This is a genomic window from Klebsiella sp. AqSCr (assembly GCF_008452795.1).
GTDB lineage: Bacteria > Pseudomonadota > Gammaproteobacteria > Enterobacterales > Enterobacteriaceae > Klebsiella > Klebsiella pneumoniae.
Map to the genome: position 1 here is coordinate 15,758 of NZ_MJDM01000046.1, position 14,445 is coordinate 30,202.

The window sequence follows — 14,445 nt, forward strand, 5'->3', positions numbered from 1 at the left end:
CTTGAGCACGGCGATGTCGTGCGAGGGGCTCGTCCCCACCAGCGCGGCCTGGTAGTCGCGGCCGTCGGCCAGTTTGACGGTGGCTTCGGACGCGCCCTGGATGACGTGGAAGTTGGTGACGACGTGGCCGGCGTCGTCCCAGATGAAGCCCGAGCCAGTGCCGCGCGGCACGGAGAACACGTTGCGCGTCCAGACATCGCGTACTAATTGCGCGGTGGTGATGTAGACCACCGAGGCGCGCGATTTTTCGAACAGTTCGATGGTGGTTTTCTCGTCCGCCGCCAGATCGCCACGCGCCATCACGGTGCGTTCTGCTGCCTCGCGCGGACTGAACCCGGCCTCGATGGCGGGCAGAAACTGCCACAGCAGCATGAGCGCGGCAATACAGGCGGTGATGAAGAGCCAGCGCCGGACGAAGCGGTCCGGCGCGGGGCGTTGGTACGGGTCGAGATAGGCCATGAGACGTCTCCTGTTGATGGGCAATCAGCGCCACAGCCCGCTCGGGCGCCAGCGCGGTGGGCGCGTCGCTAAAGCGGATTCCGGCAAAAAATGGGGCGCGCGGAGTGGCAACGCTGATGCTGGCCCAGGCGCCAACGTCAGCAGGCGTGCGATGCGCTCTTGCGTTGCCGGACGCGTGCGCAAGCAGGAGGGCTCGGGATTGCCCCATCCCGGCCATAGCCAGGCACGCCAGGAGCGGCTGACCCGCTCGATTTTCGCCAGCGCGGACGCCAGCCCCTGCGGGTCGCCAGTCAGTTCCGCCGCAAGGCGGTCAGCGTCGAACTCACGCACGCGAGACAAGCCGAGCTGTGCGAGCAGGGCCAGTTGGGGCGATGCGGCCAATAACAATAGACCAGGCCAATAGACCTCCGCCGCGCCAACCAGCAGCGCGGGCAGGCTGAGCAGGATCGCGATCTGTCCCATAAGGGCCAGTAGGCACGTGAGGCGACTGACGGAATCCGCCAGCCCCATGACACGCAGATCCTCATTAGCGATGTGCGCGACCTCGTGCGCGAACACACCCGCCAGCTCGCGTGGGCTCAGGCTGCGCAGCAGGCCATCGGTGAGGGCGATCGATGCCTCCTGCTTCGATCCGGTGGCGAAGGCGTTGACGACGGCACTGGGCACATAGTGCGGCACCGGCGTGGCGGGCAAACCGGCACGGGCGGGCAGCTCGCGCAACAGGGCCCACATCTCGTGGGCTTGTTGCGGGTGCAAGGCCCGTACGCGGTACAGGCGCAAGCTCAGCGCCGACGCGGCTACCGGTTCCAGCAGCAACGCACCTGCAACGGCAAACAGCGCGAGCCACAGGCAGCCTTCCCCAAATGGCAGTCTCCCTGCTGCGGCTGCGATCCCGACCAGGGTCAGGACCAACAGCCCGGTCTGCAGGCGGTTGAGCCAGCGGTGTTGCAAGAGCGCAGTGCGCGGATCACTCGGATGATGACGGGTCATGCTCAGAGGTCTCGGCGGCGCGGTCGCCGCGCTTGCGCAGCAGCCAGTAGGTCGCACCCAGAGCCAGCGTGGCGCCTGCCAGCGCGGCTATCTTTGCGGGGCTCGCGTCGGAGTCGAGGATCACGAACTTGCGGGAGAGTGCGATCACCGCGATCAGGACCACCGTCTTGACCTGGATGATGCTGTCCCGACGCAGCGCCACGCGCACGATGGAATGCTTGAACTCCATCGCGATCAAGAGCGTCATGATCATGCCGAACACGCTCTGGAATACCTTGTGGTCCAGGGGATTGAAGGCATCGAGAACCAGCAGCGTGAAGACGATGGAGATGAGCTGGAACAGCGACACCATGATGATGACGGCGATCACCGCCGACAGCACGAGCGCGACGACCTGCTCGAAGCGCTCGTAAAAACTCATGATGGCCAATTGGTCACGCAAGACCTGAAATGGGTTAAGGCGTTTTGATTTCATGACTATGAACTCCCTGGAAAACGGCTGCTGTCGAGACGGCGGCGCATTGCGCTGATGTGTCCTTCAATCAACTCGGTCGACATGCCAAGCGTCGACATCACCTGTTCCGCCAGCCCAATAGCTGCGGCAAAGGATTGCTGATACACGCGCACGTTAGGCATGGCGCGAAATGCATCGGCCGCGGTCGTACTTCTGCATGACACCCACAAGGTTAGCGCCGGACGGCGCTCGGCAATCGCCTGGGCGATGCGCAACGCTTGCTGGGCATGGGCGAACGTTAGCACCACCAAGTGCGCATGCGTCAAGCCGGCAGCCAGCAAGGTATCGGGCCGACTGGCATCGCCATGGAACACTGGCGCGCCGGCGGCACGCGCGGCCTCTACCTTCTGCGCGTCCGCCTCCAGCAGCAGATGCGCCACGCCGGCGTGGCGAAGAATCTCGCTGACTGTCAGGCCAAGCTCGCCCGCGCCGCAAACGATGACATGGTCTCGATATCGCGTCGTCTGCGCGGCGATCTCGACTTCTTCAGCCTGGGGTGGCTGAATGACGCCGCCGGTGCGGCTCAAGAACCGGGCAAGTACATCGTGATGGCGGATCAGTAGCGGTGCCAGGGCCATGCTGAGCACCAGCGCGACCAGCATGGGTTGGACGACGGTCGCGGGGATCAGATGCTGCTGCAAGACCGTGCCCAACAACAGCAGGGCGAACTCGCCGCCGTGCCCCAACGCTATGCCCGTGCGCCAGGCATCGAGGGCGGACAGGCGCGTCGCCCGCAAGGCCAGCGTATTGAGCAGGATCTTGACCGGTACCAGCACCACCAGCCACGCCAGCACCGCCAGCGGTGCCGAAAGAATCTGTGCTGCGTCCAGTTGCAGGCCGATGGTCACGAAGAACACGCCCGACAACACATCGCGAAACGGCCTGAGGTGGCTTTCCATGTGGTGCCGGAAGTCGCTCTCGCCCAGCACCATCCCGGCGAGGAAGGCCCCCAGGGCGGCGGATACGCCGACCGCGTGCGCAGCAGCGGCGGCAGCCACCACCACGCACAAGGAGACGAGCACGAACGATTCCTCGTGGCCCCGCCGCGCCACCCAGCCCAGCAGGCCATGCAACAGACGGCGCGAGACGAGGGCCCCTGCCGCGAACAGCAGCAGCACACCGAATACTTCGAGCAGCACATGCTCGATCTTCGGCGACTCGCCGCGCGCCCAGATCGCCAGCAAGGCCAGCAGGGGCACGCTGGCCAGGTCCTGAAAGACCAGCACGGCGATGGCACTGCGTCCGTGGCGGGTGGTGAGCTCGCCTTGGTCGGCCAGTTGTCGGCTGACCAGCGCCGTGGACGACATGGCCGCCGCAGTGCCGAGCAGCGCGGCGCTCTGGCCGGGCTGCCCCAGCCACATCAATAGCAGGATCAGCGGCGGGGCCACGGCGATCATCTGCAGAGCGCCCGCCATCAGCACCGTCCTGCGGGCGAGCCAGAAGTCTCCGAGGGAGAATTCCAGTCCGACCATGAACAACAGCAGCGCCACGCCCAGCTCGGACAGAAAGCTCAGCGTCTCCCCCGGCGCGATCACGCCGATGACTGAGGGGCCCAGTACAACGCCGACAGAGAGATACCCCAGCAAGGCGGGCACTCTGAACGCCGCCGTCGCCATCGCCGCCAGGCTGCAAGCCGCCAGCAGGATTAGCGTAGTGCCGAGCAAGCCCTGCATCGGTCAGCGTCCCACTTGCGTCGACGTCCAGCGCACGATGTCCTGCGCGCCCATCACGCCGGCCTGACGGGCGATCTCCCGCCCACCCTGGAACAGGGCGAGCGTCGGGATGCTGCGGATACCGAACTGCGCGGCCAGGTGGGGCTCAGCCTCGGTATTCACCTTCGCCAGCCGGATCCTCGGTTCGAGCTGGTGCGCCGCTTGCTGGAACTGTGGCGCCATCATCTTGCACGGCCCGCACCATGGCGCCCAGAAATCGACCAGCAGCGGCAGATCGCTGCGCTCCACGTGGCGCGAGAACGTCGCCGTAGTCAACTCGATGGGCTCGCCCGTAAACAAGGGCTGCTGGCAGCGGCCACAGTTGGGATGTTCCGATAGCTTCGCAGTCGGTACGCGGTTGATGGACTGGCAATGCGGGCAGACGAGGTGAAGATCATTCTTCATGGTTCGCCTCCTTGGACCACAGTGAGGCTGCCTCGCTTCGGGTCACAGACAATGCCGACCAATCAACGCCTTGGATCCAATCGTTCCCGTTTTTGCTTACTCCGGCCTCTTCCAGATGAGCAGCGATGAATGCTTCGGCCTGCATGAGCCACCTTCGGACAGCATCTTCCTTACTAGGAATCAGCAGGATTTCAGAGACGCTGCTGGCATTCAGCCCGTCCACACGGATAAGCAGAAAAATGCGCCGCCACAAACGCGGCATGTCCTTCAGCAGGTCAAATGCAAAAGCGAACTCGCTCGACCGATCAATCAGCTCCTCCTGTTCCGCGATCGTTGCGACATCGGGATGCTGACTGCCAGCGAAAATATCGGCCAGCTTGAGTGTGTCATCGTGCTGATAAAATTCGAAGATTTCCTCTTCCACCATGGCCTCGGCCACGTCTTGGGCATCCGGTTCGACCGGCGCGTCCAGAGAAACGAATTCGCCAAATTGCCGGCTGCTTGCCACTTCGTTATCCAGGACGGCGAACAGATGCTTCAAAAGACCGGTGTAAGCCTCTTTTTCCCCCGGCACGGATTGCCATTCCACCTTAGCTCGGACAATCGCTTCATCCACCACGTCGCGCAGCGTCGGATAATCGCGCGGTAAATCGCCGACGGCCCGCAGATAAGCCAGCTCACGCCTTGCGACAGCCTCAAGTTTCGACAGTAGAGGCATTCGGGTCACCTCGGCCTCATGGGCGGCTGATGCGGGTTTTGCGGCAATCCGCACCTTGAGCTCGCGCAAGCGCTCGCGTCGTGCTTTGCGCTTGATTTGATCCTGAGCATGCAGTCGGTCAAAATGCTTCTTGGCCTGACGGAACAACGACTGTGCGAGCATCTGCGCGAGGGGCGTCAGCTCGTCATGTGATGCAGTAACGCTGACAATCTTTTTGCCGGGCAGGTGCATATAGCCACTGGCCAGAAATTGCCGCTTGATCTTGTCGCGATCAAGGACGATTTGAAGTCGCGCTGAATCTTTAGTGTGTTTGTCGAGCAATGGCTTGAGGGCGTGCTCGATCACATTTCCCAAAGCTCTCTGCCAAGGTTCATGAAACTCTTTGTCGATAGCTCGATAGCTATATTGTATCTGCATGTATGACTCCTTCGATGTCATTTCTATGGAGGCATGAATCGAGGATGCTCATATCCATAGATTTTGGTTTGGCACGCTCTTACCCCAGGCGCGTTTGCGAAGACTCCAACTCAAGAACAAAAGCGTGACGCCATAGACTGCCGCATGGAAACCCAACAGCCAGCCTGCGGCCACGAATGACTCGACCGGACGGGTAAAAAATATCCACAAGACGATAGCACCAAGGATAATCGAGAGCAGTCCACTGAGGGCAAGCCAGATTTCACCCTTGATTTCCCGACGCAGCCGAACGGCGGCGGATATCTCCAGCACACCGGTGAAAATCGCCCAGAAGCCCACGCTAGCCCATAAAAAAGAAGCCAAGACTATCGTGGCGACCCAAGGAGCAACCAGGACGACGACGCCCGTAAGTATGCCGACAATGCCGCTGAACAGCAGCCAGCCCCAGCGCTCTTTTTTCTGGATATGGCGCACCGCTGCAAACAAGTTGAACGCGCCATTGACCAAGGAAAATGCGCCGAACATGATGGTCATGGCCAACAGAGCCGATTGTGGCATCCAGAACGCGAGGGCTGCAAAAATCAATGCCAAGACACCGCGCAGCACAAAAAGCCACCAATTTTGGCTCAGCGAACACAGTGCTTTGGTGGGGTCATCCGCATTGGAATTGGCGATGGTGTCTGTTTTCATGCAATATCTCCTAAAGATCTATACAAAATAAAAAATCAAACACTCATGGGACAAGAGAGGGGGCGCTATGCGCCCCCTCTCCAGCGGTTTCAGAACAACCTGGACAGTTTTGCCTTGACTTCATCGAGCCAGCCTTTTCCGCAGCCTCCCCCTCCCGTCTTTTCCTTGATTTTCTTGAGTTCAGCGTACAGGGGCTCAAAGTCCTTCCTTTTTCCATAGCCCAGCAGTTCTGCCATTTCCAACTGCTGCCGGGCTTCGTTCAACAATGTCTCCAGGCGCTCATTGGATGCTTCGCTGCGCTGACCATCTTCTACCAGGGGCTCGGCGCGCTTCAGGAGCAGCTTCGCACGCAGGACGGGCAGCGGAAGCACGCTGCGCTCCTCGACCAGCGTGCTGAGCGCTGACTGCAGCGCGGCTTTGGCTTCTTCGATCTTGCCCTGATCGATCAGCGGCACGACTGCCTTCACGGCTGCGGGATAGGACGCCAAAGGGATGCTGGTGACCGTGATCACGATTTCACTGGCCAGCAAAGCCAGCACGTGGCGAGCCTGTTGCACCTCGCCATGTTTGAGGGCATCCAGCGCCTCGTCGGTCATCGCCTCAATGGTTTCCGTGTTGGCGAACAAGTCGTGCACGATGGTGCGCACATCAACGCCGGCCAGGGCGAGCGTGGGTTCGCGCGCGACGATCAGCTCCAGCTTTCCCGTCACTTCGGCCAGCGTTGCCAATGCGCGTGCAGTGTCCTTGCCGTCAAGTGCGGCCAGCGCTGATTTGGTCAGCGACAAGGCCGAGACTGCCTCATCGAGGACTTGTTTACGTTTGTCTGCCGCCTGCGAGTCCGTTTCTTTCTGAACCTCAGGCTGTACCTCCGTGACGACTTCAGGCTTGGACTCTGGACTGACAGGAAGGCTGCTTACCGCGGCCTGTTCGTTTTTTCCTTCGTTCGTCGCATTGGGATTCGGTGTTTGCTCATTCATGGTGATATGCCTCGTATGAGATAGTGAAAATAGGCGAATCTATTGGGGCTGAATGCGAACATCGCGAGACTGACCGACAGAGCAGTCAGCCCCTTCATCACCTCAAAACAGCTTTTGGATGCGCGTCTTCAACTCGTCGAACCATCCCTTGCCGCTTTTGCCACCAGCCGACTTTTGCTCAATGGACTTCACCTGATCGAAGATGGGTTTGAAGTCCGCCTTCTTGCCATAACCCAGGATCTGCGCCATCTCGATCTCCGTGCGCACGGACGACAGCAAGGTGCTGAGCTCCTCGTTCTGCCTGGCATCGCGCCTGTCGGTCTCGGCCAGCTTTTCAGCTTTTGCCATCGCGGCTTCGGCCCGTAGCACGGGCAGAGGAAAGGCGACCGAGGTCACCACCAGCGTGTTCAGTGCTCGGGCGAGTTCCGCTTTGGCGTTGTCGATCTTGCCGCTGTCGATGAGCCGTGCGGCCGATTTGATCGCTGCCGGGTACGTTGCCATCGGAAGGTTGTCGGTTTGGATTACGATTTCGCTGGCCAGATTGGCAACGATGGGCCGGGCCTTTTGCACCTCGCCATCACCCAACAACTCCCGAGACAACTTGACCGCTTTCTTTACCGATTCCACGTTGGCGTGGATATCGTGGGTGATGACGCGTACATCGACCGGCGCCAAAGCAAGTTTGGCGTCGCGTGCCAATACCAGTTCCAGCTTTCCGCTGGCCAGTTCCAGCGCAGCAAGCGCCTCCTTGGTCTTGTTTGCATCAAGGAGGGTCAAAGCCTCCTGGGTCTTGGTGAGCGCCGTGATGGCGTCTTGAGTGAGCTCGGCACGCTTTTTATCGGCTTCCCGGGCGGCCTTGTCATCTACCTGTGGCTGTGCCGCCTTGGATGCGGCAGAGGGTGCTGAAGCACCTGGGCTAGAACCTGCCGCCGATTGGGCCAGAGCCGGTCCGCTCAGTCCGACGACAACCGCCAGGGCAAGTGCGGAGAAGGTGTATTGTGGCTGTTTGATATTCATGATCTTGGGCTCCTGATTGAAGTTAGTTGACTGAGATTTCAATCTGTTTCGGTTTGGCTTGCTCGGCCTTGACAAGCCGCACTTCCAGCACGCCGTCTTTCATGGAAGTCGTCACCTTGGTCGGATCAACGTTGTCAGGCAAGACAAAGCTGCGCACAAAGCGGCCATAGGCACGTTCTATGCGGTGGAACTTCTTGCCCTGCTCCTCTTTTTCCAGTTTGCGCTCGCCGCTGATGGTGAGCACACCGTTTTCCGCGCTGACGCGCACGGCATCCCTGGGGACCTCCGGCAGATCCAGCTTGAGGAGGAATGCGTTCTCATCCTCGCTGATGTCCGCCATTAGAGCCCAGTCCGCCGTGGTCTTGGCTTCGTTGCCGGTACGGGCGCCCTGTCGCTGGGGTATTCGTCCGAACATCGTCGCCAGGCGGTTTTGCAATTCATCCAGTTCCCGGAAGGGGTCCCACGGAGTCAATGCAGACATATCGGTTCTCCTTGAACAATGCCGACGAATCGGATGACGCACTGAACAGAGCCGTCGGTTTACTCTGAATGGCACCTACTACTGTTTTCAGTTCCGAACAAGTCCTTGAGTCAATTGACGGATATCGCTTTCGTCGAGCGTTTCCCGCGCCAGCAGCTCGCGCGCAGCGCTCCAGCACCGCGCGGTTGATGTCGAGAATCCGGTAGGCGCGCTCGAACACGCCCATCACGATGTCGCGGATAGCCTGATCGATGCGCGCCTGGATCGATTCGGCCACCCGGCAACAGCCTTGGCCAGCAATGTCTTGCCGGTGCCCGGTGGGCCGACCAGCAACACGCCCTTGGGAATGCGCGCCCCGAGACGGCCATAGTCCTGCGGATTCTTCAGGAAATCGACGATCGCGACCAGCTCCGCCTTGGCCTCATCCCCCCCGCCACATCGGCGAACGTCACACCGGTGTTCTTTTCCACGAACACCTTGGCGCGGCTCTTACCGATGTTGAGAAACCCGCCCATGCCCTGCTTCTCGGCGAAGCGGCGGAACAGGAAGAACCAGACGCCAAAGAAGAAGGATACCGCTGGCAGGATCCACGACAGCACATCGCTCAGCCAGGTGCTCTCCAACACGCAGGCATAGGGTACGTCGTACTTCGACAGGCGATCGGCAAGATCGGGTTCGACCCTCGTTGCCACGATCGTCGTCTTGCCCCGGCTGTCCGGCGACTTCAGGCGCCCGGTCACCGTACGATCCGACACCAGCACTTCGGCCACGCGCCCCTCGTCCAGCGCCTTCTCGAACTCGCTGTAGGGCACCGGCTCGACGGTTTTCGCCGTCTGCCAGTAGCTCTGCAAACTCAGCAACAGCAGGAGGGCAACGATCCAGTAGCCGGTATTCCATTGATTCTTTTTTTCCATGGACCGTGTTCCTCGAAAGTCGAGTTGCCAGAGGATCAGGTGAACAGACGGGCCGCACCGTCACGCAAACGGATGACCAGCGAGCGGGAGGGCAGTGCCGCCGCTGATGAGCAGCCCCCACGGCGTGGCCGACCGCGGATCACGCTTGTAGACGACCGCGTGACCCGCGGCCACAACCGCCACCGCGATCGATGCCAGGGAGGCTGCCCATGCCAGGCCGATGGGGTCGGACACGGCAGCCTCGCCCGCCATCAAGATGCGTCGCTCGCCGGCTTCTTCTTGCTCGAGTCTTTGCCAGCGTCGCCGTGCGGCGTCTCGGTCGCCTTCGCGACATCCGGCTGCTCCGGCTCGGCCGGGGTCTGCGGTGGCTCTTTGCGTTCGAACACCACGCGTTCGGCCTTGTCGTCCCAGCGTGCGCTGGCGTGATCGCCCTTGCCGATGCCGCCACCGAGCATCTCGCGCGCCAGCGCAGTTTCCAGCTCGCTGCGGATCAGGCGCTTGAGTTCACGCGCACCGAACTCGGGCTTGTAGCCTTCTTCCGCGAAATGGTCGATCAGCGTCTGATCGAAAGTGAGCGTCACGCCCTGGCTGGCGGCGCTGCGCGCCACGCGATCGAGCTGCAGGCCGACGATGTGGCGGATCTCCTCCTTGCCCAGCGCATGGAAGACGATGATCTCGTCGATGCGGTTGAGGAACTCGGGCCGGAAGTGGCCGCGCAGCACGTCCATGACCTCGGCCTTGGTCTTTTCGTACTCCTCGCCAGCCGCCTCACGCGCCTTCAGCCGTCGCTGGATGATGTCCGAACCCAGGTTGGACGTAGCGATGATGATGGTGTTGGTGAAATCCACCACCCGGCCCTTGCCGTCGGTGAGGCGACCGTCGTCGAACACTTGCAGCAGGATGTTGTAGACGTCAGGGTGTGCCTTCTCGATCTCGTCGAGCAGCAGCACGCTGTAGGGCTTGCGCCGCACCTTCTCGGTGAGCTGACCGCCTTCGTCGTAACCGACATAGCCCGGAGGCGCGCCCACCAGCCGCGCCACGGTATGGCGTTCGCCATATTCCGACATGTCGATGCGCAACAGGGCGTGCTCATCGCCGTAGATCGATTCGGCCAATGCCTTGGCGAGCTCGGTCTTGCCCACCCCGGTCGGGCCCAGAAACAGGAAGGTAGCCACCGGTTTACTGCCTTCGCGCAGGCCGGCGCGGGATAGCCGCACGGCATCGGCCACGGCACGGACCGCCTCGTCTTGTCCCACCAGGCGCTCGTGCAGCCGTTGTTCCAGGTGCAGCAGCTTTTCGCGCTCTTCCACCGTCAACTCGTTGACCGGGATGCCGGTCAGGCGCGAGACAACCTGCGCCACGTGTTCCGCCTTGACCTCGGCACTGCCGGAGGCCCGCTCCCGCTCCCAGTCCTCGACGAGCTTCTTGAGCTCGGCCTCCTTGGCTTCGATGCGCTTGCCGAGCTCGGCGGCCTGGTCGTACTGCTTGCGCGCGGCCACGTAATCCTGTTCACGCCGTAGCTGGTGCAGTTCGGACTCCAGCTCCTGCACGGCCACCGGCCGGGCCGTGGCCGACAGCTTCACGCGCGCGGCCGCCTGGTCGAGCAGGTCGATCGCCTTGTCCGGCAGGAAGCGCGCCGTGATGTAGCGGTCGGACAACTCGGCCGCCGCGATGATCGCGTCTTCGGAGATGCTGACCTTGTGGTGCGCCTCGAAGGTGTCGCGCAGGCCGCGCAGAATCATGATGGCCTGGGCCACCGTCGGCTCGGGCACCGTCACCGGCTGGAAGCGCCGCTCCAGTGCGGCATCCTTCTCGATGTATTTCTGGTACTCGTTCAGCGTCGTGGCGCCGATCAGGTTGAGTTCACCGCGCGCCATCATCGGTTTGAACACGTTGGCCACGTCCAGCCCGCCTTCGCCACCGCCCTGGCCGGCACCGACGATGGTGTGCACCTCGTCGATGAACAAAATCAGCTCGCCCTGGTGCTCGGTCACCTCCTTCAGCACCTTCTGCACGCGCTCCTCGAACTCGCCGCGATATTTGGCGCCGGCCACCATGGCGTTGATGTTGAGTTCCACCAGGCGCTTGTCGCGCAAGGTCTCGGGCACTTCACCCGCCACCATGCGCTGCGCCAGCCCTTCGACGATGGCGGTCTTGCCCACACCCGGCTCGCCGATCAGCACCGGGTTGTTCTTCTTGCGCCGGGCCAGCACCTCGATGGTGGTTTCGATCTCCTGCGCGCGGCCGATCACCGGGTCGAGCTTGCCGTCGCGCGCCATCTTGGTCAGGTCGCGCGAGTACTTGTCGAGTTCTGGCGTGTTGGTCGGCGTCTCAGCGCGGCCATCCTCGGCGCCCTTGCCGACCACCTTGCTGACCTGTTGGCGCAGCGCCTGCGGCGTCAGGCCGTAGCGGCGCAGCAGGTTGGCGGCCAGCCCTTCGCCTTCCTCGGCCAGACCGATCAGGAAATGCTCTGGACCGACATAAGAATGGCCGAGTTCATTGGAGGCCACGAAGGCGCGGCTGAGCGCATCCTTCACGCGCGGCGACACGCCGATCTCGCCCTCGAAGGGCTTGTCCCCGCGCTTGGCCTCAGACTCGATCTGCCGCTTGAGGTCATCGACCTTGATCTTGAACTGACCCAGGATGGTCTTGACCACGTCGCTGTCGGCCAGCGCCAGCAGCAGATGTTCGGTATCCACCTCGGAGCGGCCAAATTCGGCAGCGTGTTTGGCGGCCTCCTGCAGCAAGGCTTCCGACTGTTCGCTGATGCGGCTGGCCAGCCCACTGCCGCGACGGCGCGGCGCACCCGAACCTGCGGTGGCGGGCTCGCCAAACGAGGCATCGACCACGTCATCGGTATCGGCGGCAACTGGCGTCGCGTCTTCGCCGATGCGGAAGAAGTCACTGCCGAGGAAGTCCTCGAACAGGCCGCTGCGCGAGCCGAACAAGGCTTCCAGCGGCGAAACGGTGCGCTTTTGCTGGCGCACTAATTGCCGGTAATGGTCGTCGCACAACAGCATGGTGCTGTTACGACCGTTGAGATTGGCTTCCACCCGCACGGTGGCGGGTTGGCCGCAGACCTGGCATTGTTTTCTGGCCATGCTGATGCTCCTGAGAAGGTTGACAAGGTTGAGGCGACGAGGCATCGCGAGCCGCGACTCCTCGTCTCGTGCCGGGTTTTTCTTGTGACGAACGAGCCGGCGACGTCAGCCGTTGATCGGGATCGAGCGTCCCTGCTTCGGCGCGCTGACCTCGCGCTTGTCGATCGTGACCGTGAGCACCCCGTTCTTGAACGATGCCTTGATCGAATCCTGGTTGGCGTCGTCAGGCAGGTTCAAGGCACGCTGAAAGCTGCCGTAGGAGCGCTCCACACGGTGGAAGCCACCTTCCTTCTTCTCCTGTTCCTGGCGCTTCTCGCCACGCACCATCAGCACGTCGTTGTCGAGAGTTATCTGGATGTCCTTCTCCTCGACACCGGGCACTTCCAGGGTAATCTTGTACTGCTTGTCGGTTTCCTGGATGTCCAGGGCCGGCTTCAGCATGCCCGACCAATCGGATGGCCACTGCGGCATGTTCAACGCCGGAAAACCGAAGCCCCGGAATGCGTCATCGAACAGCCGGTCGATTTCCCGATGCAGTTGCAGGATCGGGCTGACTGGCCCGCTCGCCGCTGGCAGGTCATTGCGCTGCACCGGCAGGGAAGAGGCGGTCTGCTGCTCTTGCTGCTCGTTCTTGAACCAGTTCCAGGGAGCCAACTTCTTGAAATCGATGTCCATGTCATACCTCCAGAAAAATTGGAAAACGAGTTACTCAAGCCCTTTGCCTGCTGCGACGGGCAGTGCGCCCAGGCGACACGGGCTGCTCGGATGACTTCTGCTGTTCACGCTTGCGCATCACCTCCTTCTTTGCTCCGGCTCGGGTCTGATCATTGATGCACTGATCGATTTCACTTTGACGAAGCCGCCACGTCCCGCCCACCTTGAAAGCCGGAATTTCCCCGTGCGCGGCGAGCCGATAAATCGTCCGCTTGCCGACTTTCAAGTACGCAGCCAATTCATCGAGCGTGAAAATCACCTGTAGGTGCGCTTTCATCTCACCCTCTCCAATCGCGTCGCTTTGCGGTTCCGGCCAAGGAAATCCTTACAATACTTTGTAATATTAGACCTACTATGAATAACTTCAAGAATCAATGTGCAGCGTTCTCCCGCCCCATTGATGCAGGTCAACTGCTCAGGCAAGGCGCAGCGGGGCGGTCTGATCAGGCAATGGGCAGCGCCTGGCTCGTCAGCCTGCGTGTACCACAGGCGCCTCGATCAAACACCGATCCTCACGTTGTAGCCGAGTGCCCGCAGCCCCTTGCTCGTCTGCATGTTCCTTGGCGGAAACTCGTCTGGGCGCGCCCAGACGACGATTTCCCCGAGGCTGCTCAGGCTAACGTGCGGAATTGCCCAGTCGTCGCTGCGGATCGCGTTCCAGAGTCGGGCCGAAACACTTCCGTTGCCCCAGACAACGTAGTTCAACAGTATCCGTCCGGCCAACACACCTTCCCGACACCGCCGCCGAAGGCCATGGCCCATCAAGCGGATTTTCCATGCGCCCTCAGCGCCGTACCTACAGCAAATCTTTCAAGGCTCAGGTCATTCAGGAGTGTTCTGAACCCGGTGCCTCCATCGCAAACATCGCCTTGGGCTACAGCCTCAATGCCAACCTCGACCACAAATGGATTCGGCTGCCTACCCAGAAAACCACGGCTATCCAGCCAGCGTTCATCCCGTTGCCTTCTCAAATGCTCGGCGTGGGTTCGCATACTCAAGCGCGCTGCTGCGATCATGAGTTTGATCCAGTCGGCCCGTAATAATGGGCACGATCCGTATGCCTATCTCAAGGATGTGCTGACACGGTTGCCGTCCCTGTAACAGCCTGAAGTTGACCTGGGTAATCAAATACCGGTGTAGTGATTAGGAAACAGGGCTCGGATAACATCATGGCGCAGGTCACCCTGATCTTGACCCTCCATCAGTAAGTTGGCACCATTACCAGGCTTTGTTGAATAAATCGAACTTTTGCTGAGTTGAAGGATCAGATCACGCATCTTCCCGACAACGCAGACCGTTCCGTGGCAAAGCAAAAGTTCAAAATCACCAACTGGCC

At 61.3% G+C, this 14,445-nt stretch carries 18 protein-coding genes and 2 pseudogenes; 3 read left to right on the forward strand and 17 right to left on the reverse strand.

The window, feature by feature from the left end; genetic code table 11:
- The 17 genes and pseudogenes from BHE81_RS28960 to BHE81_RS27845 form a co-directional block, all read right to left on the reverse strand.
- Positions 1 to 459, reverse strand: a 459-nt coding sequence (locus BHE81_RS28960; RefSeq protein WP_228268731.1) for a S1C family serine protease, incomplete at its 3' end; no start/stop codon positions are given.
- 24 nt (positions 460 to 483) lie between these two features.
- Positions 484 to 1,449: a zinc metalloprotease HtpX gene (locus BHE81_RS27775; RefSeq protein WP_032238623.1), complete on the reverse strand. Its 966-nt coding sequence runs from the start codon at positions 1,447 to 1,449 to the stop codon at positions 484 to 486.
- Positions 1,427 to 1,924: a heat resistance protein PsiE-GI gene (psiE-GI, locus tag BHE81_RS27780; protein ID WP_001514138.1), complete on the reverse strand. Its 498-nt coding sequence runs from the start codon at positions 1,922 to 1,924 to the stop codon at positions 1,427 to 1,429. The genes BHE81_RS27775 and psiE-GI overlap by 23 nt, the downstream gene beginning before the upstream one ends.
- Positions 1,925 to 1,926: 2 nt before the next feature.
- A complete protein-coding gene (kefB-GI, locus tag BHE81_RS27785) occupies positions 1,927 to 3,636 on the reverse strand; it encodes a heat resistance system K+/H+ antiporter KefB-GI (protein WP_149888863.1) in 1,710 nt (569 codons plus the stop codon).
- A gap of 3 nt (positions 3,637 to 3,639) precedes the next feature.
- Complete coding sequence (trx-GI, locus tag BHE81_RS27790; protein WP_000786815.1) at positions 3,640 to 4,080, reverse strand: heat resistance system thioredoxin Trx-GI; 441 nt, start codon at positions 4,078 to 4,080, stop codon at positions 3,640 to 3,642.
- Positions 4,070 to 5,215: a hypothetical protein gene (locus tag BHE81_RS27795; RefSeq protein ID WP_023329027.1), complete on the reverse strand. Its 1,146-nt coding sequence runs from the start codon at positions 5,213 to 5,215 to the stop codon at positions 4,070 to 4,072. Before BHE81_RS27795 ends, trx-GI begins: the two co-directional genes overlap by 11 nt.
- 48 nt (positions 5,216 to 5,263) lie before the next feature.
- Positions 5,264 to 5,905: a heat resistance membrane protein HdeD-GI gene (gene hdeD-GI / locus BHE81_RS27800; RefSeq protein WP_023329026.1), complete on the reverse strand. Its 642-nt coding sequence runs from the start codon at positions 5,903 to 5,905 to the stop codon at positions 5,264 to 5,266.
- A gap of 89 nt (positions 5,906 to 5,994) precedes the next feature.
- The gene (gene yfdX2, locus BHE81_RS27805; RefSeq protein ID WP_013307890.1) at positions 5,995 to 6,882 is read right to left on the reverse strand and encodes a heat resistance protein YfdX2; all 888 of its coding nucleotides are present in this window, start codon (positions 6,880 to 6,882) and stop codon (positions 5,995 to 5,997) included.
- A 102-nt stretch (positions 6,883 to 6,984) separates the two neighbouring features.
- On the reverse strand, positions 6,985 to 7,899 hold the full coding sequence (gene yfdX1, locus BHE81_RS27810; protein ID WP_032415013.1) for a heat resistance protein YfdX1: 915 nt from the start codon (positions 7,897 to 7,899) through the stop codon (positions 6,985 to 6,987).
- 22 nt (positions 7,900 to 7,921) lie between these two features.
- Entirely contained in the window at positions 7,922 to 8,380 is a 459-nt protein-coding gene (gene hsp20-GI / locus BHE81_RS27815) for a small heat shock protein sHSP20-GI (protein ID WP_004118198.1), read from the reverse strand.
- The gene (locus BHE81_RS28465; RefSeq protein WP_162556896.1) at positions 8,337 to 8,657 is read right to left on the reverse strand and encodes a hypothetical protein; all 321 of its coding nucleotides are present in this window, start codon (positions 8,655 to 8,657) and stop codon (positions 8,337 to 8,339) included. Before BHE81_RS28465 ends, hsp20-GI begins: the two co-directional genes overlap by 44 nt.
- A pseudogene (locus BHE81_RS27820) lies at positions 8,657 to 9,294 on the reverse strand (ATP-dependent metallopeptidase FtsH/Yme1/Tma family protein); the annotation flags it as partial. The gene BHE81_RS28465 and the pseudogene BHE81_RS27820, both read right to left, overlap by 1 nt.
- A 60-nt stretch (positions 9,295 to 9,354) precedes the next feature.
- Positions 9,355 to 9,546: a hypothetical protein gene (locus tag BHE81_RS27825; RefSeq protein WP_001446316.1), complete on the reverse strand. Its 192-nt coding sequence runs from the start codon at positions 9,544 to 9,546 to the stop codon at positions 9,355 to 9,357.
- Entirely contained in the window at positions 9,546 to 12,395 is a 2,850-nt protein-coding gene (gene clpK / locus BHE81_RS27830) for a heat shock survival AAA family ATPase ClpK (protein WP_032415010.1), read from the reverse strand. Before clpK ends, BHE81_RS27825 begins: the two co-directional genes overlap by 1 nt.
- 105 nt (positions 12,396 to 12,500) lie before the next feature.
- A complete protein-coding gene (gene hsp20, locus BHE81_RS27835) occupies positions 12,501 to 13,070 on the reverse strand; it encodes a small heat shock protein sHSP20 (protein WP_000350436.1) in 570 nt (189 codons plus the stop codon).
- 34 nt (positions 13,071 to 13,104) lie between these two features.
- The gene (locus tag BHE81_RS27840) at positions 13,105 to 13,386 is read right to left on the reverse strand and encodes a helix-turn-helix domain-containing protein (RefSeq protein WP_004118205.1); all 282 of its coding nucleotides are present in this window, start codon (positions 13,384 to 13,386) and stop codon (positions 13,105 to 13,107) included.
- Between the two features lie 221 nt (positions 13,387 to 13,607).
- Positions 13,608 to 13,871 (reverse strand): hypothetical protein, encoded by a 264-nt coding sequence (locus BHE81_RS27845; RefSeq protein WP_004118208.1) that lies wholly within the window; start codon positions 13,869 to 13,871, stop codon positions 13,608 to 13,610.
- Between the two features lie 14 nt (positions 13,872 to 13,885).
- Between BHE81_RS27845 and BHE81_RS27850 the strand changes: the two genes are divergently transcribed.
- The 3 genes and pseudogenes from BHE81_RS27850 to BHE81_RS29205 form a co-directional block, all read left to right on the forward strand.
- On the forward strand, positions 13,886 to 14,149 hold the full coding sequence (locus BHE81_RS27850) for a transposase (RefSeq protein ID WP_004118209.1): 264 nt from the start codon (positions 13,886 to 13,888) through the stop codon (positions 14,147 to 14,149).
- Positions 14,106 to 14,210, forward strand: a pseudogene (locus BHE81_RS27855) (transposase domain-containing protein); the annotation flags it as partial. The gene BHE81_RS27850 and the pseudogene BHE81_RS27855, both read left to right, overlap by 44 nt.
- 155 nt (positions 14,211 to 14,365) lie before the next feature.
- The coding region (locus BHE81_RS29205; protein WP_223602332.1) for a hypothetical protein at positions 14,366 to 14,445 on the forward strand (80 nt) is incomplete at its 3' end.

Coding starts and splice junctions, on each gene's coding strand:
- clpK (WP_032415010.1), bottom strand. CDS start 12,395: ATGGCCAGAAAACAATGCCAGGTCTGCGGCCAACCCGCCACCGTGCGG.
- trx-GI (WP_000786815.1), bottom strand. CDS start 4,080: ATGAAGAATGATCTTCACCTCGTCTGCCCGCATTGCCAGTCCATCAAC.
- BHE81_RS27840 (WP_004118205.1), bottom strand. CDS start 13,386: ATGAAAGCGCACCTACAGGTGATTTTCACGCTCGATGAATTGGCTGCG.
- BHE81_RS27850 (WP_004118209.1), top strand. CDS start 13,886: ATGCGCCCTCAGCGCCGTACCTACAGCAAATCTTTCAAGGCTCAGGTC.
- BHE81_RS27845 (WP_004118208.1), bottom strand. CDS start 13,871: ATGGGCCATGGCCTTCGGCGGCGGTGTCGGGAAGGTGTGTTGGCCGGA.
- psiE-GI (WP_001514138.1), bottom strand. CDS start 1,924: ATGAAATCAAAACGCCTTAACCCATTTCAGGTCTTGCGTGACCAATTG.
- BHE81_RS27775 (WP_032238623.1), bottom strand. CDS start 1,449: ATGACCCGTCATCATCCGAGTGATCCGCGCACTGCGCTCTTGCAACAC.
- BHE81_RS27825 (WP_001446316.1), bottom strand. CDS start 9,546: ATGGCGGGCGAGGCTGCCGTGTCCGACCCCATCGGCCTGGCATGGGCA.
- hsp20-GI (WP_004118198.1), bottom strand. CDS start 8,380: ATGTCTGCATTGACTCCGTGGGACCCCTTCCGGGAACTGGATGAATTG.
- yfdX2 (WP_013307890.1), bottom strand. CDS start 6,882: ATGAATGAGCAAACACCGAATCCCAATGCGACGAACGAAGGAAAAAAC.
- kefB-GI (WP_149888863.1), bottom strand. CDS start 3,636: ATGCAGGGCTTGCTCGGCACTACGCTAATCCTGCTGGCGGCTTGCAGC.
- BHE81_RS27795 (WP_023329027.1), bottom strand. CDS start 5,215: ATGCAGATACAATATAGCTATCGAGCTATCGACAAAGAGTTTCATGAA.
- hdeD-GI (WP_023329026.1), bottom strand. CDS start 5,905: ATGAAAACAGACACCATCGCCAATTCCAATGCGGATGACCCCACCAAA.
- hsp20 (WP_000350436.1), bottom strand. CDS start 13,070: ATGGACATCGATTTCAAGAAGTTGGCTCCCTGGAACTGGTTCAAGAAC.
- yfdX1 (WP_032415013.1), bottom strand. CDS start 7,899: ATGAATATCAAACAGCCACAATACACCTTCTCCGCACTTGCCCTGGCG.